Below are 22,997 nucleotides of genomic sequence, written 5' to 3'. Positions count from 1 at the left end.
TCCACCTCTCCAGGAAGGAACCGACGTGACCGTCGATGTCGCTTATGCCCTCCACCCGCAGCTGGATCCGGACGCCCGGCTCGAACCCGCCCATGAGGAGGCCGTGAGGGCGACCCTCCCGCTGGTCGGTGCGCACATCGACGAGATCGCCCCGGTCTTCTACCAGCGCATGTTCAGCGCCCACCCGGAGCTGCTGGCGGATACCTTCAACCGGGGCAACCAGGCGCAGGGCGCGCAGCAGAAGGCGCTTGCGGCCTCGGTGGCGACCTACGCCACCCTGCTGGTGACCCCGGATGCCCCGAGCCCGCGCGAGATGCTGGGGCGCATCGGCCACAAGCATGCCTCCCTCGGCATCACCGAGGATCAGTACGGGATCGTCCATGAGCACCTGATGGCGGCGATCGTCGAGGTGCTCGGGGCGGAGACCGTCACCGCGGAGATCGCCGCTGCCTGGGATGCGGTCTACTGGCACATGGCGGCCACCCTCATCGACTTCGAGAAGGAGCTGTACGCCGCGGCCGAGGTCGCCCCCGGAGACGTGTTCCGGGAGGCGGTCGTGCTCCGCCGCACCCAGGAGAGCTCGAGCGTGGCCTCCTATGTGCTGAGCGCCGTGGAGGGCGAGGAGCCGCTGCGGGACTTCGTGCCCGGCCAGTACACCACCGTCGGGGTGCGACTGCCGGACGGCGCCCGACAGCTGCGCCAGTACTCGCTCTCGGACGCCCCGGGAGAGGGCCGCTGGCGGATCACCGTGCGTCGCGTCGATGCCGTGGACCCGGATCCCCGGGGCGAGGTCTCCTCCTGGCTCCACGGGAACCTCCGGGAAGGCGACCGGCTGCAGGTCACCCTGCCCTACGGCGACCTCGCCCTGGACACCCGCGGCGAGGACCCGGTGGTGCTGATCTCCCACGGCATCGGCCTCACCCCGATGCTCGGGATGCTGCGCCACCTCGCCGCCACGCAGCCCCACCGCCCGGTGCGGGTGCTGCACGCCGACCGGGATGCAGAGGACTCCGCTCACGTCCGCGAGCTGGTGGCGACGCTGTGCGCGCTGCCCGAGGGGGCGGATGCGCGCCTCGGGCTGTGGTTCACCGCGGCGCAGCCCGCCGAGGAGCTCCCCGGGACCGCCACGGGTAGGGTCCGCGTGCATGCGGGGCGGATGGGCCTGGAGGCCGAGCACCTCCCCGAGGAGGCCGAGATCTACGTGTGCGGCTCCCACGGCTTCCTGCAGAACGTGCGTGGGCAGCTGGAGGAGCTCGGGGCGGATCCCGAGCGTGTGCACATCGAGCTGTTCGCGCCGAACGACTGGCTGCTGCCTGCGGGCTGACCCGACGGGGCCGCGGCGGCTCGCGGCCGAGGGCAGGACGCGAGCCGCCGCACGGATGTTCCTGGGTAGAGTCGGCGCTCGTGGAACCCGTCTCGCTGATCGTCCTGCTCGTCATGGGCACCCTCGCCGGAGCCATCAACGCCGCGGTCGGCTCCGGGTCGCTGCTCACCCTCCCGGTGCTGCTGGCCCTCGGGATCCCGCCGGGAACCGCCGTCCGTACCAACACCATCGGGATCCTCTTCTCGACCTTCGGCTCGGTCTACGGCTATCGCCGCGAGATCGCTGTGGAGAAGGGGAATCTCGGCCCGCTCATGGCAGTCACCGCCGTGTGCGCCACCGGCGGTGCGCTGCTGCTGCTGATCTCGCCCCCGGGCGCGCTCGATGTGATCGTGCCGCTGCTGATCGTCTTCGCACTGGGAATGGTCGTCTTCCAGAAGCGCATCACCGCAGCGCTCCGCTCCCATCAGGAACGGCGCGCGGCACGCCGAGCGGCCGGGAGGGACGTGGTCGACGGGACCCCGGCGCAGAGCCCGTACCGCTCGCCGGGCCTGATCGGCACGATGGGTGCCGCCTCGGTCTACGGCGGCTACTTCACCGCCGCTCAGGGCATCCTCTACCTCGGCGTGCTCGGCACCTTCACCGGGCGCTCGATGCGTTCGGTCAACAGCATCAAGAACCTGCTCAGCCTGATCGTGAACCTCGCCGCCGCGACCGTGTACCTGATCGCGCACGTCGTGCTGGGGGTCGAGATCGTCTGGCTCGCGACCGCAGCGATCGCCGTCGGCGCCCTGCTCGGCGGATACTTCGGAGCCCACCTCGCCAAGCGGATGCCGGAGTGGCTGCTGCGCGGCATCATCGTCGCCGTCGCCCTGTTCGCCCTGGTGCGCCAGATCCTCTGACCGGCCGCGCCCAGCTGTGCCGAGTGCGACCGGCGGCACCTCTCCCGGCGTTCGAGAGGTGCCGTACGCAGCACTGAACTCTCCTCAGCGCAGGAACGGCAGCACGTGCGCGAGCACCTCGTCCGGCGGGAACAGGGTGGCGCCGTGGTCGCGGCCCGGCAGCGGCACGAACCTCGCCTCCGCCATCGTTGCGGCCGCCCGCCGCGACTGCTCGAAGCGGGGATGATCCTCGGTGCCCGCCATCCACAGGGCGGGCACGGCGGAGCCGGCGAGCACCTCGTCCGGGACCGCTGCAGTCCGGTCCGTGGCCTCCAGCAGGGCCGCGACCGCGCGGGGATCCGCCGCGAGGAATGCGGTGCGGGTGGCCCGGGCCTGGCGTGAGACGGCCTCGGGGCCCAGGCCCTGACCGGTGCAGAACGCCTCCATGCCGCCCTCGTGCACCGCCTCGATCACGCCGGGGAAGAACACCGAGTCCACGACGCCGTGCTGTGCGGAGGCGGAGCCGCCGAGACTGATCAGGTGCGTCACCCGGTCCGGGTGGGAGAGCGCGGTGCTCAGCGCCACCCGCGCCCCGAGCGAGTAGCCCAGCAGCGCGGCGCGTCCGATCCCCTCGGCGTCGAGGACGGCGAGCAGATCGGCGACGAAGGTCTGCTGGGCGTAGGCCGAGGCCTCATGGGGCGCTCCCGACATGCCGTGTCCGCGCAGATCGACCCGGACCACCGTGTGCTCGGCCGAGAGCGGCTCGAGGTAGCCCAGACCGCGCCAGATCGCCCGGGAGAGGACCGAGCCGTGCAGCAGCACCAGTGCGGGCCCCGAGCCCGAGACGTCGTAGCGGAGCTCGGTCGCATCGACGGGGGAGGGGATGACGGGCACGACGGGCCTTTCGCGAGCGGGGTGGGACAGGCACTGCTGCGCGCTGTCGAGTATGCAGGGACGTCGACGCCGACGCCGACCCGGCCCGCGCGGGGCGGTCCGGGTCGGCGTCGGCGCTGTGCGGCGAGGAGGGGACGGCTTTCGGCCGGTCTCCCCGGCTCAGGAGCGCGGCAGGCTCACAGCGCCGCCGAGATCTCCTGGAGGATTTGGTTGAAGGTGGCCGAGGGGCGCATCACCGCGGCGATCTTCTCCAGGTCCGGGCGGTAGTAGCCGCCGATGTCCGCGGGCTCGCCCTGGACCGCGAGCAGCTCCTCGGCGATGGTCTGCTCCCCGTCGGTGAGCTCCTTCGCGATCGGGCCGAAGGCGGTGGCGAGCTCGGGGTCCTCGCTCTGCGCGGCCAGCTCCTGCGCCCAGTACAGGGCCAGGTAGAAGTGGCTGCCGCGGTTGTCGATGGTGCCGAGCCTGCGCTGCGGGGACCTGCCCTCGTTCAGCAGGGTCTCGGTGGCGCGGTCCAGTGCATCGGCGAGCACGCGGGCGCGCTGGTTGTCCGCGGTGCGTGCCAGGTGGCGCAGCGACTCGGCCAGCGCCAGGAACTCGCCGAGGGAGTCCCAGCGCAGGTAGTCCTCCTCGATGAGCTGCTGGACGTGCTTGGGGGCGGAGCCGCCGGCGCCGGTCTCGAACAGGCCGCCGCCGTTCATCAGCGGCACCACCGAGAGCATCTTGGCGCTGGTGCCCAGCTCCAGGATCGGGAACAGGTCGGTGAGGTAGTCACGCAGCACGTTGCCGGTCACCGAGATGGTGTCCTCGCCGCGCCGCACCCGCTCGAGGGTGTGACGGGTGGCGTCCACCGGCGACATGATGCGGATGTCGAGGCCCTCGGTGTCCTCGACCGCCAGGTACTCCTGGACCTTGGCGATGAGGTTGCGGTCATGGGCGCGGGACTCGTCGAGCCAGAACACCGCGGGCATCCCGGACTCGCGCGAGCGACGCACCGCGAGCTGGACCCAGTCACGGATCGGGGCATCCTTGGCCTGGCAGACGCGGAAGACGTCGCCGGCGGCGACCTCGTGGCTCATCACCGCGGCACCGGCGGCGTCGCGCACCTCGACCCGGCCCTCGGCCCGGACCTCGAAGGTCTTGTCGTGGGAGCCGTACTCCTCGGCCTTCTGCGCCATCAGCCCCACGTTCGGGACGGTGCCCATGGTGGTGGGGTCGAAGGCGCCGTGGGCCTGGCAGTCCTCGACGGTCGCGGCGTAGACGCCGGCGTAGGAGGAGTCGGGGATGACCGCCAGGGTGTCCTGCTCGGCGTCGTCCTGGTTCCACATCTTGCCGCCGCCGCGGATCATCGCCGGCATCGAGGCGTCGATGATGACGTCGGAGGGGACATGGAGGTTGGTGATGCCCTTGTGGGAGTTGACCATCGCCAGGTCCGGTCCGGCCGCCAGGTCCTTCTCGATGGCGGCCGCGACCCCGTCGCGCACGGTGGCGTCGAGATCCTCGACCCCGGCCAGGATCCCGCCGAGGCCGTTGTCGGGGGACAGGCCCGCCGCGGCCAGCTGCTCGCCGAACTCGGAGAACAGGGTGGGGAAGAAGGCGCGCACGGCGTGACCGAACAGGATCGGGTCGGAGACCTTCATCATGGTCGCCTTCAGGTGCAGGGAGAACAGCACGCCCTGCTCCTTCGCGGCGGCGATCTGCTCGCGCAGGAAGGTCTCCAGCGCCGCGGCGCGCATCACGGTGGCATCGACCACCTCACCGGCGAGCACCGGGATCGACGGCTTGAGCACGGTCTCGGTGCCGTCGGCGGCGACGTGCACGATCGACAGGGTGTCCTCGGCCTCCAGGACCACCGACTGCTCGTTGTCGCGGAAGTCGTCGGCGGCCATGGTGGCGACCGTCGTCCGGGAGTCCGTGCTCCACTCGCCCATGCGGTGGGGGTGGGCCTTGGCGAAGTTCTTCACCGCCGCCGGCGCGCGGCGATCGGAGTTGCCCTCGCGCAGCACCGGGTTCACCGCGGAGCCCTTGATCGAGTCGTAGCGGGCGCGGATGTCCTTCTCCTGCTCGGTGGAGGGGGACTCGGGGTAGTCCGGCAGCGCGACCCCCTGGGCCTGCAGCTCGGCCACGGCGGCCTTCAGCTGGGGCACCGAGGCGGAGATGTTGGGCAGCTTGATGATGTTGGCCTCGGGGGACTTCGCCAGCTCGCCCAGCTCGGCCAGCGCATCGGATTCGCGCTGGTCCTCGGGCAGCAGGTCGGAGAACGCCGCGACGATGCGACCGGCCAGGGAGATGTCACGGGTGGTGACCTCGATCCCGGCGGTGTCCGAGAAGGCATCGAGGATCGGCAGGAACGATGCGGTCGCCAGCATCGGCGCCTCGTCGGTGTGGGTGTAGATGATGCGCGCCATGTGTCGCGTGCTCCCTCGGGTCGATGCGGATTTTGTCTTGACGTCAAGACTAATCGAGGAGCCGGTGCTGTCCCACCCCTCGATCCGAACGGCACCACGGTACGTGAGAAGCCCCTCGCACGTCCTGGGGCCCGGAGCCGGGGCTCAGCCGTCCGGCTGCTCGTCGACGATCTCGACGCTCCAGGGGTCCGAGAGCACCAGCCGGGTGGCGCCGTCCTCGTCCACGGTCACGGCGACAGCGTGCGCCCGGTACTCGCCGGGCCGCAGAGCACGGTGACCACAGGCCTCACGGGTGGTCCACGCGCGGCCGGTGCGGGTCACCCCGTCCTGGTCGATCCACTGCAGGGCGATCCGGGCAGTGTTGCGCGCCCCGGCCACGACGGTCCCGGTGCCCGGATGCGTGAGCACGACCCCTTGGAACAGCGCCCGGGTGCCGAGATCCGGCGAGGTGACCGTCACCTGGGCGCTCACCGAGACGCCGAGCTCGTCCTCCGGCACGGCGGTGGAGACCCGGGTGGTGGGATCGGCGACCTGCACGGCCAGCTCGTCCCCTGTGCCCAGCGGCGCCAGCCTCGCCCCGCACTGCAGCGGCGAGAGGTCCACGGGGACCTCTCCCGAGGGGGCGGTCACCACGCCGGGCACCACCTCGACCGCGCCGTCGACCACGTCCACCAGCACGTCCCCGTCCGCGCTCCAGCCGGCGTCGGCCTCGGCGTGGCCGGGACCGTCGATGCCGCCGCCGCTGAGTCGCAGCAGGAACTGCCCGTCCGGCAGCGGGGAGTCATCGCAGGTCCCCAGCGTCAGGTGGGCGGTGACGGTCGAGGGGGCCGGGCCGTCGCCGGAGACCTCGACCCGCTCGCGGACCACGATCGGCGGGATCGGCGCGCCGGCGACCCCGAGTTCTCCCTCGAAGCCCGGAGCCGGGAGGCCCCGGTTTCCCGGATCGGCGGGCACCAGCACGCCCACCGGGGCGAAGCCCCGATAGTGATGCTCCGCCTCCAGACGGAAGGGTCCGGAGACCTCCAGGACGTTGCCGTCGGCGCGCACCGACTGTGGCGTCATCGTCCCGCCCGCGGTCGACCCCACCGGCGGCGTGCCCTCGCCGGGCCGGCACAGCCAGGACGGATCCACCGGGGTGCTCTCGGCAGCGGCCACCGCGGCGGGCTCCATCGGCTCGCCGGCGGCGGGGGAGGAGGTCTCCGCCCCGTTGCCGGGCAGGCCGGGGATCGCGTCGCAGGCGCCGAGGGAGAGCGCCAGCACCACGGAGGCCAGGGCGGCACCCGTCCGGCGGGCCCGGCGGACAGGGCGCGAGGTCGCCATGCGCTCCCCGTCCTCGACGTCGATCATCCGTCCCCCTCGCCTGCTCGCAGCCCGTCACCCCGGGCCGACGGCGGTGGCGCCGTCCGCGACCCTCAGCAAGAACGTACCGGAGCCGTCGGTGCGTGGTCGTCGCCGCGCGGGGTCACACCACGATCAGCGTCAGCGCCATGACCGCCATCCCCGCGATCAGGGAGTAGATCACCGTGTGGTGCTCACCGGTCTCCTCGGCGGCCGGCAGCAGCTCATCGAGCGAGACGAACACCATCACCCCGGCGACCGCGGCCAGGATCGCTCCCATCGCCTCACCGGTCAGCAGCGGCGCGAGCAGCAGGTAGCCGATCACCGCACCCACCGGCTCGGCCATGCCCGTCATCGAGGCGAGCCAGAACGCCTTCGTCCGGGAGCCCGTGGCGCGGCGCACGGGGACCGCGACCGCGAGGCCCTCGGGGATGTTGTGGAGCGCGATCGCCGCCACCACCGGGATCGCCACCTCGGGCGCCTGCAGGGCGGCGACGAAGGTCGCGAACCCCTCGGGGACGTTGTGCAGGGCGAGGGCGATGGCGGTCACCGTGCCGGTGCGCAGCAGCCTCGCCCGCAGCGCCCGGTCCGCGGCCTGCTCGTCGGGAGCACGCAGCTCGGAGTGTCCATGGCTCCCGGACATCCGGCCCGAGAACTCGTGCGGGCTGACCGCTTCGGGCACCAGACGGTCCAGCACCGCGATGAGCGCGATGCCGACGAAGAAGGCGAGCGCCGCGTAGGCGCCCCCGCTCGCCGTGACCACGTCGCCGCCGGAGAGCACCCGAGCGCCTTGCGGCATCAGCTCCATGAAGGAGACGTAGAGCATCACCCCGGCGGACAGCCCGAGCCCGCCGGCCAGCAGCTTGGGGTTCGTGCCACGGCCCAGCACCCCGAGCGCGGCGCCGATGCTGGTGGCCCCGCCGGCGAGCAGGGTGAGGAGGAAGGCGACGAGCACGGGACGACTCTAGACGGTGTCCCCGCCGTGAGGACGCCCCGAGGTCCTTCCGCGACGTGGGCGCAATGCGTCTTGTGGACGAGGCGCTCCTAGACTGCCTCCATGCCTGCTTCCGCCCCGTTCCTCGCCGTGTCCGATCTGCGCACGCGGACCCTCACCCCCGCCGAGCTCACGGCTGCGCTGCCGCGCGCCGAGCTGGACGTCGAGGCCGCGGTCGCCGCCGTGCGGCCGGTGGTCGAGGACGTCGCCGCCCGCGGCGCGGAGGCCGTGCTCGAGGCCTCCGAGCGCTTCGACGGGATGCGGCCCGAGCAGCTGCGGGTCCCGCAGGCCGAGCTGCAGCGGGCGCTCGAGGAGCTCGATCCGGCGATCCGTGCCGCGCTCGAGGAATCGGCGGCGCGAGTGCGCCGGGTCGATGCCGCCCAGGCCCGTCCCGCCGAGAGCGTCGAGGTGGTGCCCGGCGGCACCGTCACCCAGCGCTGGGTGCCCGTGGCCCGGGTGGGGCTCTATGTCCCCGGCGGCCGTGCCGTGCTGCCCAGCTCGGTGGTGATGAACGTGGTCCCCGCCCAGGTCGCGGGTGTCGAGCAGATCGTGCTCGCCTCCCCGCCGCAGAAGGAGTACGGCGGGCTGCCGCACCCCACGATCATGGCGGCCTGCGCGCTGCTCGGGGTCACCGAGGTGCTCGCCGTCGGCGGTGCCCAGGCGATCGCGCTGCTGGCCCACGGCGCCGACGATCTCGGCGACGGCGCGGCGCTGGAGGGCGTGGACCTGGTCACCGGCCCGGGCAACGTCTATGTCGCCGCCGCCAAGCGCCTGGTGCGCGGCACGGTGGGGATCGACGCCGAGGCCGGCCCCACCGAGATCGCGATCCTGGCCGACGGCGCCGCTGACCCCGCCTACGTCGCCGCGGACCTGATCTCCCAGGCCGAGCACGATCCGCTGGCCGCCAGCGTGCTGGTCACCGACTCCCCGCAGCTCGCCGCGGCGGTCGAGGCCGAGCTCGCGGAGCAGGTCCCGCAGGCTCTGCACCGTGAGCGCATCGAGCAGGCGCTGCGGGGGCGGCAGAGCGGCGTCGTGCTGGTCGCGGATCTCGCGCAGGGGCTTGCGGTCGTCGATGCCTACGGCGCCGAGCACCTCGAGATCCAGACCGCCGACGCCGCAGAGGTCGCCGCCCGCGTCACCAATGCCGGTGCCGTCTTCGTGGGCCCCCACAGCCCGGTGAGCCTCGGCGACTACGCCGCGGGCTCCAACCACGTCCTGCCCACCGGCGGCACCTCGCGCTTCACCGGCGGCCTGGGCGTGCAGACCTTCCTGCGCGGCATCCATGTCGTGGACTACGACCGGGACGCGCTCGCCGGGGCCCGTGCGGCGGCGACCACGCTCGCTGTCGCGGAGGGGCTGCCCGCCCACGGCACCGCGATCGACGTCCGCTTCGCGGACTGACGCGCCAGGAGGAGTGGGTGCCCGCGTCGTGAGTTCCGGCGCGGGGGATCGTCCCGTTGCCGCCTCACCTGGCTGGGGCCTGCTCGTCGCCGGCTGATCCCCGCTCGCTCCGTGCGCGCAGTGCCGTGACCCTTGCCACTCTGCATGTAAGCGCATACAGTCACAGTCTCGCTGTAAGCGCTTCCATCACGGAGTGCCGGCGGACCGGCGCGGCACAGGCTGCGGAACCAGTACTCGATGACGAGGCGGAGGACACCATGATGGTGAATGGGGACGCCCTGCCCGTGCCCACGATCTACCAGGTCGCCGAGCGTGCCGGGGTCTCGATCGCGACGGTGAGCCGTGCCTTCGGGGACTCGTCCAAGGTCGCGCCCCGCACCCGCGACGCCGTCTTCGAGGCGGCTCGTGAGCTGCGGTACGTCCCCGCGGCGGCGGCCCGGGCTCTCGCCGTGCGGCGCAGCAAGGCGCTCGGCGTCGTGCTCCCGCACATCGCGGGCCCCTATTACGCGGAGCTCCTGGTCGGCTTCGAGATCGCCGCCTCCGAGCTCGGTCTCCCGGTGGTGCTCGTCCTCGCCAGGCCCCAGGAGCATCGCCCCGCTGCGGTGCTCGACCTGCTGGGCAGGGTCGACGGGATGGCGTTCATGGCCCGCAGCGGCGCGGACGACGAGATCGTGCGGCAGGTCTCGGAGGTGCGCCCCACGGTGAGCGTCGCGCGGGGGAGGGTGGACGGCGTCGACGCCTTCTATGCGGAGAACCGCCGCTCCGCCCAGCAGCTCACCGAGCACCTCATCGGTCACGGTCGCCGACGCCTCGGATTCGTGGGCCGCCCCGAGGAGGGCTCGGACATCGGTCGCCGCCACCGCGGCCATCTCGAGGCGCTCGCGGCCGCCGGGCTGTCCCCGGCACGGCACTTCGACGTCGACCCGGTCGAGTCCGCCGGTCTCGAGGTGGCCGAGCAGCTCCTCGCGGTCGCGGAGCAGGACCCGGATCGCGCCGACCCCGCCGTCTCCACCGCGGAGTCGTCCGGGGCGCCGCGGGGGATCGCCGGCCTCGATGCGCTGGTATGCGGCAACGACGAGCTGGCCCTCGCGATCATCGCCCGTCTCACCGCCGCGGGCGTCGACGTGCCCGGCCAGCTGGCCGTCACCGGATGGGACGACACCGTCACCGCCCGGTACCTGAGGCCGGGACTGACCACGGTGCGTCAGGAGGTGGCCCAGCTCGGTGCCCTCGCGGCCCGTCGGCTGGCCGCCCGGATCGACGGCGACGCAGTGCAGGAGCCGTGCATCGTGGATTCGACCCTGGTGCTGCGGGAATCCTGCGGCTGCTCCCCGGACGGCGTCTCCGGTACGCCTCCCCTCGACGCGCTCTCCGCAGGAGCCTAGGCCGCACCCGGGCCATGTCCCCGGCTGTGCCCGCTCCGCGAGCTCACCTTTGGTTCCATCACCCCCATCGCATCATCGACGAAGGAGTCCTCATGATCACCACCTCCCGCCTCTCCCGCCGCGCTTTCGCCGGCCTGGGCGCCGCCGGCACCCTCGCCGTCCTGGCCGCCTGCGGCCGCTCCGACGAGCAGGAGGGCGGCGCCGCCCCCGCGGAGCCGATCGCCGAGGGCCCGGCCACCGGTGCCCTCACCGTCTGGGCGATGGGCGCCGAGGGCGAGGCGCTGCCGACGCTGCTCAAGGGCTTCGAGGAGGAGAACCCCGACGTCACCGTCGAGGTGACCCCGCTGCCCTGGGACAGCGCCCATGACAAGTTCACCTCGGCGATCGCCGCCGGCACCGCGCCGGACGTCGCCCAGGTCGGCTCGACCTGGATGGCCGAGTTCGTGAGCCTGGACGCGCTCGAGCCCACCCCGGACTCCATCGCCACCGAGGACTACTTCCCCGGAGCGCTCGAATCCGTCACCGTGGGCGAGACCGTCCACGGGGTCCCGTGGTACGTCGAGACCCGCCTGGTGTTCTACCGCAAGGACATCGCCGAGTCCCTCGGCATCACCGAGCCGCCCACCGACTGGGAGGGCCTGGTCGAGATGGCACGCACCATGCAGGGCGGACCGGACGGGCAGTGGGGCATCGCCCTGCAGCCCGGCGGGAACGGATCCTGGCAGACCGTGCTCCCGTTCTGCTGGTCCAACGGCGGGGACGTCGTCTCCGAGGACGCCACGGAGTTCACCTTCGTCTCCCCTGAGAACGAGGAGGCGCTGGCCTACTACCAGTCCTATTTCACCGACGGGATCGCGAACCCCACCCCCGCCGAGGGCACCACCGAGCAGGACTTCGTCTCCGGAGAGGTCCCGATGTTCATCTCCGGGCCCTGGATGATGGCCGCGGTCGAGGGCGTCGGCGGCGAGGGCTTCGCCGAGAAGTACGGCGTGTTCGTCATGCCCGAGAAGCAGACCAGCGCGAGCTTCCTGGGCGGGGCGAACATCGGCGTCTTCCAGGGCAGCCAGAACCGCGACGGCGCCTGGAAGCTCGTGGAGTACCTCTCGCGCCCCGAGGTGCAGGTGGAATGGTTCTCGATCGTCTCCTCGATGCCCAGCCTGCAGACCGCCTGGGAGGATGATTCCGTCGCCTCGAACGAGAAGTTCGAGGCCTTCCACACCCAGCTGCTCTCCGCCTTCGCCCCGCCCACCATCGCCACCTGGGAGCAGGTCGCCGCGAAGTTCGATGCTCAGATCGAGCAGGTCTGCAAGCAGGATCTCGCCCCCGCCGACGCGCTGGAGACCGTCCAGTCCGAGGCGCAGGGCATCGGGACCGGTCTCTGAGATGAGCGCCGCACCGCTGACCGCCTCCGACACCGGGCCCTCCCCGGGCGACGGCACGGGATCCGCCCGCCGCCTGAGGGGCCGGCGCGCCGCGGCGGAGGCACGCGCCGGGATCCTGCTCTCGCTGCCCTTCGTCGTGCTGTTCACGGTGTTCATCGCCTGGCCCGTGCTGCAGTCGATGTTCATGTCCTTCACCGACATGCGCATCAGCGACATCCGCTCGCCGTTCGCGGTGGACTTCGTGGGCCTGGAGAACTACGTCACCGCCTTCGAGGACCCCGTCTTCCGCCGGGCCGCGCTGAACACCGGCGGGTTCGTGCTGATCGGGGTGCCGCTGACCATCATCGCCGGGCTCGCCGCCGCGCTCGCCCTGAACCAGGGCGTGAGCCGTCTGCGCGGCGTGTTCCGCATGGGCTTCTACACCCCCGTGGTCACCTCGATCGTGGCCGTCGCCGTGGTCTGGAGATTCCTGCTGCGCCCTGAGAACGGGCTGGTGAACACGGTGCTCGGCTGGGTCGGGATCGACGGGCCCCACTGGCTGGGCGATGAGCGCACCGCGCTGCTGTCGCTGATCGTGATGGCGGTCTGGCGGAACTTCGGCACCTCGATGGTCATCTTCCTGGCCGGGCTGCAGGCCGTGGACCGCGGACTGCACGAGGCCGCCGCGCTCGACGGCGCCTCCACCAGGCAGCGGTTCTGGCACGTCACCCTGCCCGCGATCCGGCCGACGATGCTGTTCGTCATGGTCACCACCTCGATCGGGTACCTGCAGTTCTTCGAGGAGCCCTTCGTGATGACCCAGGGCGGGCCGCTGAACGCCACGATCTCCGCCTCCATGTACACGTACAACCAGTTCGGCTTCGGCAACTACGGGGTCGCCGGCGCGATGGCCTATCTGACGTTCATCGTCATCGGCATCGTCACCCTCGCGCAGTTCCGCCTGATGAGGGAGAAGTGATGATCGACCGTCGCCGTCCCGTCCTGACCTACCTCGTCCTGACCGGCTTCCTGCTGCTGGTGATCACCCCCTTCGTGTGGATGCTCCTGGGCAGCGTGAAGACCCAGGGCGAACTGCTGCGGGTGCCCCCGACCTGGATTCCCGAGAACCCCACCTGGGACAACTTCCGCCGACTCTTCGAGCGCCCCTTCGGCCGCTACTTCCAGAACTCCGCCGTGGTGGCGATCGCGGTCACGGCCGGGAACCTGTTCTTCTCCTCGATGTTCGGCTACGCGCTCGCGCATCTGCGCTTCCCCTTCCAGCGCGTGCTGTTCCTGCTGGTGCTGGGCTGCCTGATGATCCCGGGCCTGGTCACGTTCATCCCGCAGTACGTCCTGATCGTGAACCTGGGCCTGGCCAACACCATCCCCGCACTGATCCTGCCGTTCCTGGTCCAGCCCTTCAGCGTCTTCCTCATGCGCCAGTTCTTCCTGGGCCTGCCCCGGGAGCTGCTGGAGGCCGGGCGGATCGACGGCGTCGGCGAGATCGCGATCTTCTTCCGCATCTACCTGCCGCTGGCGGGGCCCGCCTTCGCCACCCTCGGCATCCTCACCTTCCTCGGCTCCTGGAACAACTTCCTGTGGCCGCTGGTCGTCTCCTCCAGCGAGTCGACCTACACCCTGCCGGTCGCCCTCGCCCTGATCTCGACCGGACAGAACCAGACGGACTACGGGCTGCTCCTGGCCGGGGCCACGCTCGTGGTCCTGCCGATCCTCCTCGTCTTCTTGTTCTTCCAGCGCTACTTCATCCAGGGCATCGCCACCAGCGGCATCAAGTGAACCCCCACCGCCTCGAGGAGGCACCGTGAACACCTTCGACCGACGCACCCTGCTCACCGTCCCGCTGCTGGGCGCCGGCGCGCTCGCCGGCACGGCGGCCGCACCGGCGGGCACCGCCGCGCCGACGGGCCGCGCCTTTCCGTCGGCCGGTCGATCCGGCCCCATGGACCGGGGCGAGAAGGCGCTGCTGCGCCGCTGGGCCGCGGACACCTGGCACAGCCTGGACGCGATGACCGTCGAGGCGACGGGCCTGATCTCGGACAACATCGACGCGGACCTCACCGGGCACTCCCAGCACACCTCGCCGACGAACATCGGCGGCTCCCTGTGGTCGGTCCTGATCGCCCGAGAGCTGGGACTGCTCACGCCCGGCCATGCCCGCAATCGCATCTCCCGCACCCTGGGCTCCCTGGAATCGATGGAGCACCACGAGCCCTCGGGCATGTTCTTCAACTGGTACGACGAGAAAGACGGCTCGGTGCTGCGCACCTGGCCCGGCACCGGGGATCCCGTGACCCCGTTCGTCTCCAGCGTCGACATGGGCTGGCTCGGTGCCGCGCTGCACGTCGTCGCCCAGGCGGACCCCTCGAACCGGCGCCGCGCCTGCCGGCTCTTCGACGCCATGCGCTGGGACGTGTTCTTCGACCGGGAGGTCGACGCCCAGCCCGGCCGGACCATCGGCGGCTTCTGGGTCGAGGACCCGGGCCGCGACGGGGTCGAGCTGCGACCCCTGTTCAGCGACATCCCCGGGGCCGACGTCTGGTACCACTCCGCGCACCACTACGACACCGCCGTCTCCGAGGCGCGCATGGTCACCTATCTGGGGATCATGACCGGTCAGATCCCCGCGGGCGCCTACTTCACGACCTACCGCACCTTCCCGCCGGAATGGACCTGGCCCGAGATGGCACCGGTCGGGGACTGGACGGAGCACGAGGGCGTGGCCGTCTTCGAGGGCGCGCACACCTATCGCGGGATGGAGATCGTGCCCGGCTGGGGCGGCTCCATGTTCGAGGAGCTGATGCCCGATCTCTTCGTGCCCGAGGCGGCCTGGGGCCCGGAGAGCTGGGGGAGGAACCACCCCCTGCACGTGCGGGCCCAGCGCGAGCACGGGCTGGAAGAGCCCGGATACGGGTACTGGGGCTTCTCTCCCAGCTCCGACCCGTACGCCGAGTACCGCGAGTACGGGGTCGATGCCCTGGGCCTGAATCCCACCGGGTACTTCTCGGACGCGGCGGGCACCGACTGGCAGCAGGGGCAGCCCTACCCGCAGGGACTGGACGGAGTGGTCACCCCGCACGCCGGGGCGCTCGCGCTGCAGTACGAGCTCGACTCCTCGATCGAGAACCTCTCCCGGATCGAGACCGAGCTGGGCGCCTACGGCCCCGGCGGCTTCCACGACGCGGTGGCCGTGAGAACGGGGACCATCGCCCGGCGTCACCTGTCGCTGGACCAGTCGATGATCCTCGGCGCGCTCGGCAACGTGCTGCTGGACGAGCAGCTGCACGAATGGTTCGCGACCGACGACGCGGCCGCGAGCCTGCGCCCCGTGATCGCGCAGGAGGTCTTCCGTGCCCACGGCTGATCGCTCCCGCCCCCGGCTCGTCGAATCGGTCGACGGCACCCGCTACCGGGACCTGAACGGCAACGGTCGGATGGACCCCTTCGAGGATCCGCGCCGCAGCCCCGAAGAGCGCACCGAGGACCTGCTGGATAGGCTCTCCCTCGCCGAGCAGATCGGGCTCATGTTCCACACCGTGATCGAGACCGGGCCGGACGGCACGCTGCTGGACGGTCCCGGCGCGATCTCCAAATCCGGCACCGAGGAGGTGGTGCTCGCCAAGCACATGAACCACTTCAACGTGCACGGATTGGAGAGCGCCGGCGCCGCCGCCCGCTGGCACAACCGCCTCCAGGAGCGCGCCGAGCGGACCCCGCACGGCATCCCGGTCACGATCTCCACCGATCCCCGCCACGGCGGCGCGCAGAACGCCGGCACCTCCTGGGTGACCTCGTTCTTCTCCCTGTGGCCGGAGCCGCTGGGCCTGGGCGCCCTCGCCGATCCCGTGCTGGTGCGCGAGTGGGCGGAGACGGCGCGCCGCGAGTACACCGCGATCGGCATCCGGGCGGCGCTGCACCCGGTCGCGGACCTCGCCACCGAACCGCGCTGGGCGCGGCAGCGCGAATGCTTCGGCCAGGACCCGCAGCTGGTGGCCCGCCTGGTCGCTGCCGCCCTCGAGGGACTGCGCGGCGCCGACGGGGAGCCCTCGGTGCAGTCCACGGTCAAGCACTTCCCGGGCGCCGGCCCGCAGAAGGACGGCGAGGACGCCCACTTCCCGTACGGCCGGGACCAGATCTACCCGGGAGGGCGGTTCGAGGACCACCTCCTGCCCTTCCGGGTGGCCGTCGAACAGGGGGCCGAGGCGATCATGCCGTACTACGGCCGTCCCCTCGGGCTCGAGATCGACGGCGAGGCGATCGAGGAGGTCGGTTTCGGCTTCAACCACCAGGTGCTCACCGGCCTGCTCCGCGAGCAGCTCGGCTTCGACGGCGTGATCGTCAGCGACTGGGAGCTGGTCAATGACAACCACGTCGGCGACCAGGTGCTGCCGGCCCGCGCCTGGGGCGTCGAGGAGCTGACCCCCTCCCAGCGCATGCAGCGCATCCTCGAGGCCGGGGCGGATCAGTTCGGCGGCGAAGAGTGCACCGAGCTGCTGCTGGACCTGGTCCGCGAGGGCCTGGTGAGCGAGCAGCGGGTGACCGACTCCGCCCGGCGGCTCCTGCGGGTGAAGTTCCGCCTCGGCCTGTTCGACGACCCCTATGTCGACGAGTCCGCGGCCGACGCCCTGGTCGGCACCGAGGAGGCCCGCCGCCGGGGCCACGAGGCGCAGGCCAGCAGCGTCGTCGTCCTGCACGACGACGGCGCAGTGCTGCCGCTGCCCACCGACGGTGCCCGCCCGCGGATCTATGCCGAAGGGCTGTCCGAGGAGGTCATCGCGTCCCTGGGGGAGCGGGTCGCGACCCCGGCGGAGGCCGATGTGGCGCTGCTGCGGATCGGCGCGCCGTTCCAGCCGCGGGACGATCTCTTCCTCGAGGCCTGGTTCCATCAGGGGGATCTCGAGTTCCCGCCCGGGCTCGCCCACCGGCTGGACCGGATCCGGGCGGCCTGCCCGCTGATCGTCGATGTGGACCTGGACCGGGCCGCGGTGCTCACCGGGATCATCGCGCACTGCGACGCGCTCACCGGCAGCTTCGGCGTCTCCGGCGCGGCCTGGGCCGACGCGATCACGGGCGTGATCCCCGCCCGGGGCCGGCTGCCGATCGAGCTGCCGCGCTCGATGGCGGCGGTGCGGGTCGCCCCCGAGGACGTCCCCGGCGGCACAGATGATCCGCTGTACCCGGCCGGTCACGGGCTCGAGATCGATCGGGTGATCAGCAGCGGGCAGTGAGCGGGCCGGGTCCGCGCGCGCCGGTGCTCGGACCGCCGGACCACTAGGGCGCGCACCGAGTGCTGCCCACCGCATCGCTCCCGTCGGCCCAGAGGTGCCTGAGGTCGCAGTGGAGGCAGCAGGCGCGGCCGCGCCCCGGTCAGACGGAGGAGTCGCCCACCGACGTCGGTGCGGCGGCTGGTGTGCGCCGCTCGCCGCGGGTGGCGTACAGCGCCACCGCGCGCCAGCCCAGCATGCCCACCGCCGTCACCACGGCGGTGACGATGACGAAGGACACCTCGGTGCCGGCGGAGAACAGGGTGCGCAGCGCCATGGCGCTCGCCAGCGTGATCGCCCACACGAACACCCCGTGCGGCCAGATCCGGAACGGAGCCCGCCAGGCGCGTATCGCGAGGTGGCCCAGCAGCACGCCGAGCGCGAAGGGCCAGCCCACCAGGACAAGGTTCTGCGTGGTCAGCGGCGTGCCGTGCTGCACGAGCCCCACTGCGACGAAGAGCAGGGCGACCAGCAGGTCGCCGACCAGGGCACCCAGGGAACGGAACATCGCTCCAGGATACTGACGGACCGCGGCTCGGCCCGGGGTCGGTGCGCTGGTTGTGAAGGGCGCCACGCTCCGGGCCGGATCGTGCTCCTGCGGTGCCTCGACGTGCGGACGGGCAGGTCACCGGTGGCCGCCGCGAACTACCATGGAGACCATGCCGACCACGCCTGCTCCGACCCTCGACAGCTCCGCGCTGCCCGCCCCGCGCGACGGCATCGCGGGAGCCGCCCCCTACGGCGCTCCCCAGCTCGAGGTCGCGCATGCGCTGAACGTCAACGAGAACCCTTACGGCCCCTCGCCGGAGCTCGCCGCCGCCATCGGCGCAGCCGTGACCGAGGCCGCGGCGGGTCTGAACCGCTACCCGGATCGGGAGGCGCTCGGCCTGCGCGCCGAGCTCGGGGAGTTCCTCGCGGCCGAATCCGGGATCCCGGCGCCCGAGGCGCACGCCGTCTGGGCCGCCAACGGCTCCAACGAGGTCATGCACCAGCTGCTGCTGGCCTACGGCGGCCCCGGCCGCACCGCACTGGGCTTCACCCCGCACTACTCGATGTATCCCGAGTACGCCCGCGACACCTACACCCAGTGGGTCACCGCCGAGCGCGGCCCCGCCCCCGACTTCGCCCTCACCGCCGAGGCGGTCACTGCGGCGATCGCCGCGCACCGCCCCAGCATCGTGGTGCTGACCAGCCCGAACAATCCCACCGGCACCGCGCTGGAGCTCGAGGTCGTCGAGGCGGCAGCGAGCGCCCTCGCTCCGACCCGCGGTCTGCTGGTGGTGGACGAGGCCTACGGCGAGTTCCGCCGCGACGGCGTCCCCAGCGCGCTCACGCTCCTGCCGAGCCACCCGAACCTGGTGGTCACCCGGACCATGTCCAAGGCCTTCGCGCTCGCCGGCGCGCGCCTGGGCTACCTGGTCGCCGATCCCGCGATCGTGGACACCGTCCGCGTGGTGCGCCTGCCCTACCACCTCTCCGCGCTCACCCAGGCGGTCGCCCGCACCGCGCTCGCCCACCGCGAGGAGCTGCTGGGGAAGGTGGCGCAGCTGCGGACCGAGCGGGACGCGCTCGCCGAGCACCTGCGCTCGCGCGGTCACGAGGTCGCCCCGTCGGATGCGAACTTCATCCTGTTCCGCAGCTTCTCCGACCGTGACGCCGTGTTCGAGGCCCTCCTCGCCCGCAGCGTCCTCATCCGAGCCGTCGGCCCCGCCGGCTGGCTGCGCGTCTCCCTCGGCACCCCCGAGGACAACGCCGCATTCCGCACCGCCCTCGAGGAGGCCGACCCCCGATGACCGACACCCAGAGCACCCCCGGGCAGAGCCCCGTCATGCCGAGCCCTGCGCCGCGCGGCCCCCGCACCGCGAGCATCAGCCGCACCACCCGTGAGTCGTCGGTCGAGCTGACCCTCGACATCGACGGCACCGGCCAGGTCGACGTCTCCACCACGGTGCCGTTCTTCGACCACATGCTCACGGCCCTGGGCACCCACGCCCGCTTCGACCTCACGGTGACGGCGACCGGCGATACCCACATCGATGCCCACCACACCGTCGAGGACACCTCGATCGTGCTCGGCCAGGCGCTGCGCGAGGCCCTCGGGACCAAGCAGGGCATCGCCCGGTTCGGGGACGCGCTGGTGCCGCTGGACGAGACCCTCGCCCAGGCCGTCGTGGACCTCTCCGGCCGGCCCTACTGCGTGCACTCCGGGGAGAGCGAGGCCCAGGCGCTGCACCTGATCGGTGGTCACTTCACCGGCTCGCTGACCCGGCACGTCTTCGAGTCGATCGCCCACCACGCCGCGATCTGCCTGCACATCCGCCTGCTCGACGGGCGGGACCCCCACCATGTCGTGGAGGCCCAGTTCAAGGCCCTGGCCCGTGCACTGCGCGCCGCCTGTGCCTACGATGACCGCGTCCTCGACGTCCCCTCGACCAAGGGAGCACTGTGAGCACCGTCGACCCCGAGGATCCCCGCACCGGCGGGACCGGAGACCAGGGCGAGGACGGACGCCGTCCCGCCGACGACATCGACGCCGAATTCGCGCGCCTCATGGAAGGCATCTCCCTCGACGAGCCGCCGCTGACCGTCGAGGATGTGCTGACCGAGCCCGCGGAGGAGGACTCCGAGCCCACCGTCGCCGTGATCGCGACCTCCGTCGTCACCGCGAAGGCCCTGGCCGGTGTGATCCGGCTGGGCCGGGAGGCGCGCACCGACGGGATCGACATCCCCAGCGGCACGCGCACCCTCGACTCCAGCACCGGCGCCATCGCCGCGGGCCCGCTCGCCGAGACCGCCGCGCACGACCTCGCCGCGATCACCTCCGCGGCGCTGCAGCGCAACGGGATCGTGCTGTTCTGGCGCCGCGGCGACCGCATGACCGCGACCCGCTACAAGTACGGCGAGCGCGGCGAGGACATCTCGCCCGCCATCGTCCTCGGAGCGGTCGACGATATCGTCGAGGAGCTGCTGCTGGGCGTGACCGACCTCGCCGAGCTCGGTGACGGGCTGGACCCCTCCGCGCTCAGCCGCGCCCAGGCCCTGGAGTGGATCGCCTCCGGGAAGAAGCGCAAGTGACGACGGCACCCGGACCGGCGCAGAGCACCCGCGCAGAGCCGGCTGCGGCCGGGCAGGGACCCCCGCCCCGCGTGGTGGTGCTCGATCACGGCTCGGGCAACGTGCGCTCGGTGGTGCGTGCCCTCGAGGCCGCCGGCGCCGAGGTCGAGCTCACCGCCGAGCGGGAGCGGGCCCTCGCGGCCGACGGACTGGTCGTCCCCGGCGTCGGTGCCTTCGCCGCCACCATGGCCCAGATCAAGGCGGTCGGGGGAGACCGGCTCGTCGAACGTCGCCTGGCCGGAGGCCGGCCGGTCCTCGGGATCTGCGTGGGGCTCCAGATCATGTTCGATGCCGGGGACGAGCACGGCGAGCGCTCGACCGGACTCGGCCAATGGCCCGGTGAGGTCACCCGGCTGGAAGCGGAGGTCGTCCCGCACATGGGCTGGAACACGGTCGAGGCGCCGGAGGGGACCACCCTGTTCTCGGGCATCACCGCGGAGCGGTTCTACTTCGTGCACTCCTACGCCGCCCGGCGCTGGGAGATGGAGCAGATCGGCTCGCTCACGGCACCGCTGGTGACCTGGGCGGAGCACGACGGCGACCGCTTCGTCGCCGCCGTCGAGAACGGCGCGCTGTGCGCCACCCAGTTCCACCCCGAGAAGTCCGGGGACGCCGGCGCCGCCCTGCTGGCCAACTGGCTGCGCACCCTGCCCCGCTACGACCGGGAGGAGTGAGGGATGTTCTTCGCCTTCCTGACACTCTTCCTCGGCGGGATGCTGCTCGGCGGTGCCTGGTCGTTCTACCGTGCGAAGAAACCCTGGTGGGCGGCCGTCGGCATGCTGCTGCTCGGACTGCTCTGCCTCGGCACCTCGATCTGGCGCCTCCAGGCCGGCTGAGCCCGCCCGCCCGGTCGCCTCGCAGCCCGCAGCGACGACCTCTCCACAGACCCCACCCGTGCCGGGCTAGGGCCCGCACCATCGCTTCCAGGAGGCACCCCATGACTGCTCCCGTGCTCGAGCTGCTCCCCGCCGTCGACGTGCAGGACGGCCAGGCCGTCCGACTCGTCCAGGGCGAGGCGGGCTCCGAGACCGCCTACGGCGCCCCTCTGGACGCCGCGCTCACCTTCCAGACCGGCGGTGCGAGCTGGTTGCATCTGGTCGACCTCGATGCGGCCTTCGGCCGCGGCAGCAATGCCGCGATGCTGGCCGAGGTGGTCGCCGCCGTCGACATGAACGTCGAGCTCTCCGGCGGGATCCGTGATGACGAATCCCTCGCCACGGCCCTGGCCACCGGCTGCCGGCGCGTCAACCTCGGCACCGCCGCCCTGGAGAACCCGGAGTGGACCGCGGAGATCCTCGCCGAGCACGGGGACCGCATCGCCGTCGGCCTCGACGTGCGCGGCACCACGCTGGCCGCCCGCGGCTGGACCCGCGAGGGCGGCGACCTCTGGGAGACCCTCGAGCGGCTCGACGAGGCCGGCTGCCAGCGCTACGTCGTCACCGACGTCACCAAGGACGGCACCCTGCGCGGCCCGAACCTGGACCTGCTGCGCGATGTGTGCTCCCGCACCGACGCGAAGGTCGTCGCCTCCGGGGGGATCTCCTCCCTCGAGGACCTGCGCGCGCTGCGCGCGCTGGTCCCGGCCGGGGTCGAGGGCGCGATCGTCGGGAAGGCCCTGTACGCGCAGGCCTTCACGATGGGTGAGGCGCTCGAGGTCGCGGGCCGCCCATGACCCCGTGGTGGAGGAAGCGCGCCCACCGGGCCCCGGCCGAGGGCGCGGAGGCCGGGGACGGCGTCGAGGCGTCGCGCGACGCAGCGGGATCCGAGACCGGGACGCCCGGGCCCGAGGGCGAAGACCCGTCCATGACCCCCGGCGATCAGGCACGACGCACGCTGCCCGCCCACTTCCGGGAGAAATCACCGCTGGCCGACACCGCCGGGGTGAGCTGGCAGGGGCGCGACTACACCGTCAGCCCCTTCCCCGGGGACGACGGCCGGGCGCCCGAGCCCCTGGCGGAGGCGCTCGCCGCGCATCGCGCCGGGCAGGATCCGCACCGGCAGCACCTGGTGGCCGTGCTGAGCGGCGCGCGGGTGCTGGTGCCGATCATGGCGGTCGCCACCGAGACGGGCACCACCGCGCACGGCCTGACCGGGGACAACGGCGCCGACATGGCCATGGTCTCGATCACCGCGGCCGATGGCACCACCGTGCTGCCGCTGTTCACCTCGGTCGCCGCGCTCAGCGCCTGGCGCGGGGACGCCCGGCCGGTGCCGGTCGTCGCCCCGCAGGCCGCGCAGGCCGCGGTGCAGGAGGGATGCACCGCCCTGCTGCTGGACCCCGCCACCCCGAGCGAGGACGGGGGACCGGTCCTGCTGCCCCGCTCCGTGCTGTGGGCCCTGGCACAGGGCCGGGAATGGCTCCCGCCGCACCTGGATCCGGAGCTGGGCCGGGCGCTGGAACGCCTCGGGCACGAGGCCTCGGTCGAGGTGCGTGCGCTGACCGCCCGGGCCGGGGAGCGCGCCGAGGTGGATCTCCACCTCCAGCTGCGTCCCGGCCTCACCGCCGAGGAGGTCCGTTCCGTGGTCGATGCGGTCACCGCACGGCTCGGTGCCGAGGAGATCGTCGCGGAGCGGATCAGCTCGTTGCGGCTCGTGCTCGGCTCCTGACCTCCGCGGGCTGG

The 22,997-nt window shown here is 72.4% G+C and carries 21 protein-coding genes; 16 read left to right on the top strand and 5 right to left on the bottom strand.

What is annotated here, in order from left to right; genetic code table 11:
• The first annotated feature begins 25 nt into the window (after positions 1-25).
• Entirely contained in the window at positions 26-1,324 is a 1,299-nt protein-coding gene (locus ACHUEU_RS07060; RefSeq protein WP_394215204.1) for a globin domain-containing protein, read from the top strand.
• Positions 1,325-1,404: 80 nt separating this feature from the next.
• Positions 1,405-2,223, top strand: coding sequence for a sulfite exporter TauE/SafE family protein (locus ACHUEU_RS07055; protein ID WP_394215203.1), 819 nt, complete (start codon positions 1,405-1,407; stop codon positions 2,221-2,223).
• An 84-nt stretch (positions 2,224-2,307) separates the two neighbouring features.
• Here the strand turns inward: ACHUEU_RS07055 and ACHUEU_RS07050 are convergent, their stop codons facing one another.
• The 4 genes from ACHUEU_RS07050 to zupT form a co-directional block, all read right to left on the bottom strand.
• Positions 2,308-3,096 carry an alpha/beta fold hydrolase gene (locus ACHUEU_RS07050; protein ID WP_394215202.1) on the bottom strand — a complete coding sequence of 263 codons (789 nt, stop codon included), beginning with the start codon at positions 3,094-3,096 and terminating at the stop codon, positions 2,308-2,310.
• A gap of 176 nt (positions 3,097-3,272) precedes the next feature.
• Positions 3,273-5,501 (bottom strand): NADP-dependent isocitrate dehydrogenase, encoded by a 2,229-nt coding sequence (locus ACHUEU_RS07045; RefSeq protein WP_394215201.1) that lies wholly within the window; start codon positions 5,499-5,501, stop codon positions 3,273-3,275.
• Positions 5,502-5,645: 144 nt separating this feature from the next.
• Positions 5,646-6,848 carry a hypothetical protein gene (locus tag ACHUEU_RS07040; RefSeq protein WP_394215200.1) on the bottom strand — a complete coding sequence of 401 codons (1,203 nt, stop codon included), beginning with the start codon at positions 6,846-6,848 and terminating at the stop codon, positions 5,646-5,648.
• A 115-nt stretch (positions 6,849-6,963) separates the two neighbouring features.
• Positions 6,964-7,794 (bottom strand): zinc transporter ZupT, encoded by an 831-nt coding sequence (zupT, locus tag ACHUEU_RS07035; RefSeq protein ID WP_394215199.1) that lies wholly within the window; start codon positions 7,792-7,794, stop codon positions 6,964-6,966.
• Positions 7,795-7,896: 102 nt separating this feature from the next.
• Between zupT and hisD the strand changes: the two genes are divergently transcribed.
• The 7 genes from hisD to ACHUEU_RS07000 all read left to right on the top strand — a co-directional run bounded on the left by hisD (position 7,897) and on the right by ACHUEU_RS07000 (position 17,226).
• A complete protein-coding gene (gene hisD, locus ACHUEU_RS07030; protein WP_394215198.1) occupies positions 7,897-9,234 on the top strand; it encodes a histidinol dehydrogenase in 1,338 nt (445 codons plus the stop codon).
• A gap of 257 nt (positions 9,235-9,491) precedes the next feature.
• Complete coding sequence (locus tag ACHUEU_RS07025) at positions 9,492-10,619, top strand: LacI family DNA-binding transcriptional regulator (RefSeq protein WP_394215197.1); 1,128 nt, start codon at positions 9,492-9,494, stop codon at positions 10,617-10,619.
• A 92-nt stretch (positions 10,620-10,711) separates the two neighbouring features.
• Entirely contained in the window at positions 10,712-12,001 is a 1,290-nt protein-coding gene (locus ACHUEU_RS07020; RefSeq protein ID WP_394215196.1) for a sugar ABC transporter substrate-binding protein, read from the top strand.
• A gap of 1 nt (position 12,002) precedes the next feature.
• Positions 12,003-12,959 carry a carbohydrate ABC transporter permease gene (locus ACHUEU_RS07015; RefSeq protein ID WP_394215195.1) on the top strand — a complete coding sequence of 319 codons (957 nt, stop codon included), beginning with the start codon at positions 12,003-12,005 and terminating at the stop codon, positions 12,957-12,959.
• Positions 12,959-13,777 (top strand): carbohydrate ABC transporter permease, encoded by an 819-nt coding sequence (locus tag ACHUEU_RS07010; protein WP_394215193.1) that lies wholly within the window; start codon positions 12,959-12,961, stop codon positions 13,775-13,777. Before ACHUEU_RS07015 ends, ACHUEU_RS07010 begins: the two co-directional genes overlap by 1 nt.
• 25 nt (positions 13,778-13,802) lie before the next feature.
• Positions 13,803-15,362, top strand: coding sequence for a glucoamylase family protein (locus ACHUEU_RS07005; RefSeq protein WP_394215192.1), 1,560 nt, complete (start codon positions 13,803-13,805; stop codon positions 15,360-15,362).
• Positions 15,349-17,226, top strand: a complete 1,878-nt coding sequence (locus ACHUEU_RS07000; protein ID WP_394215191.1) for a glycoside hydrolase family 3 protein — start codon at positions 15,349-15,351, stop codon at positions 17,224-17,226. The genes ACHUEU_RS07005 and ACHUEU_RS07000 overlap by 14 nt, the downstream gene beginning before the upstream one ends.
• Positions 17,227-17,365: 139 nt before the next feature.
• Here ACHUEU_RS07000 and ACHUEU_RS06995 read toward each other — a convergent pair whose 3' ends face one another.
• Positions 17,366-17,770 (bottom strand): DUF3054 domain-containing protein, encoded by a 405-nt coding sequence (locus ACHUEU_RS06995; protein ID WP_394215190.1) that lies wholly within the window; start codon positions 17,768-17,770, stop codon positions 17,366-17,368.
• Between the two features lie 142 nt (positions 17,771-17,912).
• Between ACHUEU_RS06995 and ACHUEU_RS06990 the strand changes: the two genes are divergently transcribed.
• The 7 genes from ACHUEU_RS06990 (at position 17,913) to ACHUEU_RS06960 (ending at position 22,983) form a co-directional block, all read left to right on the top strand.
• Positions 17,913-19,055 (top strand): histidinol-phosphate transaminase, encoded by a 1,143-nt coding sequence (locus ACHUEU_RS06990; protein ID WP_394215189.1) that lies wholly within the window; start codon positions 17,913-17,915, stop codon positions 19,053-19,055.
• Between the two features lie 35 nt (positions 19,056-19,090).
• Positions 19,091-19,711 carry an imidazoleglycerol-phosphate dehydratase HisB gene (hisB, locus tag ACHUEU_RS06985; RefSeq protein WP_394215352.1) on the top strand — a complete coding sequence of 207 codons (621 nt, stop codon included), beginning with the start codon at positions 19,091-19,093 and terminating at the stop codon, positions 19,709-19,711.
• On the top strand, positions 19,708-20,337 hold the full coding sequence (locus ACHUEU_RS06980; RefSeq protein ID WP_394215188.1) for a hypothetical protein: 630 nt from the start codon (positions 19,708-19,710) through the stop codon (positions 20,335-20,337). The genes hisB and ACHUEU_RS06980 overlap by 4 nt, the downstream gene beginning before the upstream one ends.
• A complete protein-coding gene (gene hisH, locus ACHUEU_RS06975; RefSeq protein ID WP_394215187.1) occupies positions 20,334-21,050 on the top strand; it encodes an imidazole glycerol phosphate synthase subunit HisH in 717 nt (238 codons plus the stop codon). The genes ACHUEU_RS06980 and hisH overlap by 4 nt, the downstream gene beginning before the upstream one ends.
• Positions 21,051-21,053: 3 nt before the next feature.
• The gene (locus ACHUEU_RS06970; protein ID WP_394215186.1) at positions 21,054-21,212 is read left to right on the top strand and encodes a hypothetical protein; all 159 of its coding nucleotides are present in this window, start codon (positions 21,054-21,056) and stop codon (positions 21,210-21,212) included.
• Positions 21,213-21,313: 101 nt separating this feature from the next.
• The gene (gene priA / locus ACHUEU_RS06965) at positions 21,314-22,048 is read left to right on the top strand and encodes a bifunctional 1-(5-phosphoribosyl)-5-((5-phosphoribosylamino)methylideneamino)imidazole-4-carboxamide isomerase/phosphoribosylanthranilate isomerase PriA (RefSeq protein WP_394215185.1); all 735 of its coding nucleotides are present in this window, start codon (positions 21,314-21,316) and stop codon (positions 22,046-22,048) included.
• A complete protein-coding gene (locus tag ACHUEU_RS06960; protein WP_394215184.1) occupies positions 22,045-22,983 on the top strand; it encodes an SseB family protein in 939 nt (312 codons plus the stop codon). The genes priA and ACHUEU_RS06960 overlap by 4 nt, the downstream gene beginning before the upstream one ends.
• Positions 22,984-22,997: the final 14 nt, after the last annotated feature.

Origin of the sequence: Brachybacterium vulturis (assembly GCF_043641765.1) — a bacterium.
Classification (GTDB): domain Bacteria; phylum Actinomycetota; class Actinomycetes; order Actinomycetales; family Dermabacteraceae; genus Brachybacterium; species Brachybacterium vulturis_A.
Note: the sequence above shows the minus strand (reverse complement) of the source record. Positions and strands in the feature narration are given on the sequence as shown.

Bases quoted from the DNA above. Each gene is read 5' to 3' on its own strand.
- ACHUEU_RS07045 (WP_394215201.1), bottom strand. From the start codon at position 5,501: ATGGCGCGCATCATCTACACCCACACCGACGAGGCGCCGATGCTGGCG.
- ACHUEU_RS07040 (WP_394215200.1), bottom strand. From the start codon at position 6,848: ATGATCGACGTCGAGGACGGGGAGCGCATGGCGACCTCGCGCCCTGTC.
- hisD (WP_394215198.1), top strand. From the start codon at position 7,897: ATGCCTGCTTCCGCCCCGTTCCTCGCCGTGTCCGATCTGCGCACGCGG.
- ACHUEU_RS07025 (WP_394215197.1), top strand. From the start codon at position 9,492: ATGATGGTGAATGGGGACGCCCTGCCCGTGCCCACGATCTACCAGGTC.
- ACHUEU_RS07020 (WP_394215196.1), top strand. From the start codon at position 10,712: ATGATCACCACCTCCCGCCTCTCCCGCCGCGCTTTCGCCGGCCTGGGC.
- ACHUEU_RS07015 (WP_394215195.1), top strand. From the start codon at position 12,003: ATGAGCGCCGCACCGCTGACCGCCTCCGACACCGGGCCCTCCCCGGGC.
- ACHUEU_RS07010 (WP_394215193.1), top strand. From the start codon at position 12,959: ATGATCGACCGTCGCCGTCCCGTCCTGACCTACCTCGTCCTGACCGGC.
- ACHUEU_RS06995 (WP_394215190.1), bottom strand. From the start codon at position 17,770: ATGTTCCGTTCCCTGGGTGCCCTGGTCGGCGACCTGCTGGTCGCCCTG.
- ACHUEU_RS06990 (WP_394215189.1), top strand. From the start codon at position 17,913: ATGGAGACCATGCCGACCACGCCTGCTCCGACCCTCGACAGCTCCGCG.
- hisB (WP_394215352.1), top strand. From the start codon at position 19,091: ATGCCGAGCCCTGCGCCGCGCGGCCCCCGCACCGCGAGCATCAGCCGC.
- ACHUEU_RS06970 (WP_394215186.1), top strand. From the start codon at position 21,054: ATGTTCTTCGCCTTCCTGACACTCTTCCTCGGCGGGATGCTGCTCGGC.
- priA (WP_394215185.1), top strand. From the start codon at position 21,314: ATGACTGCTCCCGTGCTCGAGCTGCTCCCCGCCGTCGACGTGCAGGAC.
- ACHUEU_RS06960 (WP_394215184.1), top strand. From the start codon at position 22,045: ATGACCCCGTGGTGGAGGAAGCGCGCCCACCGGGCCCCGGCCGAGGGC.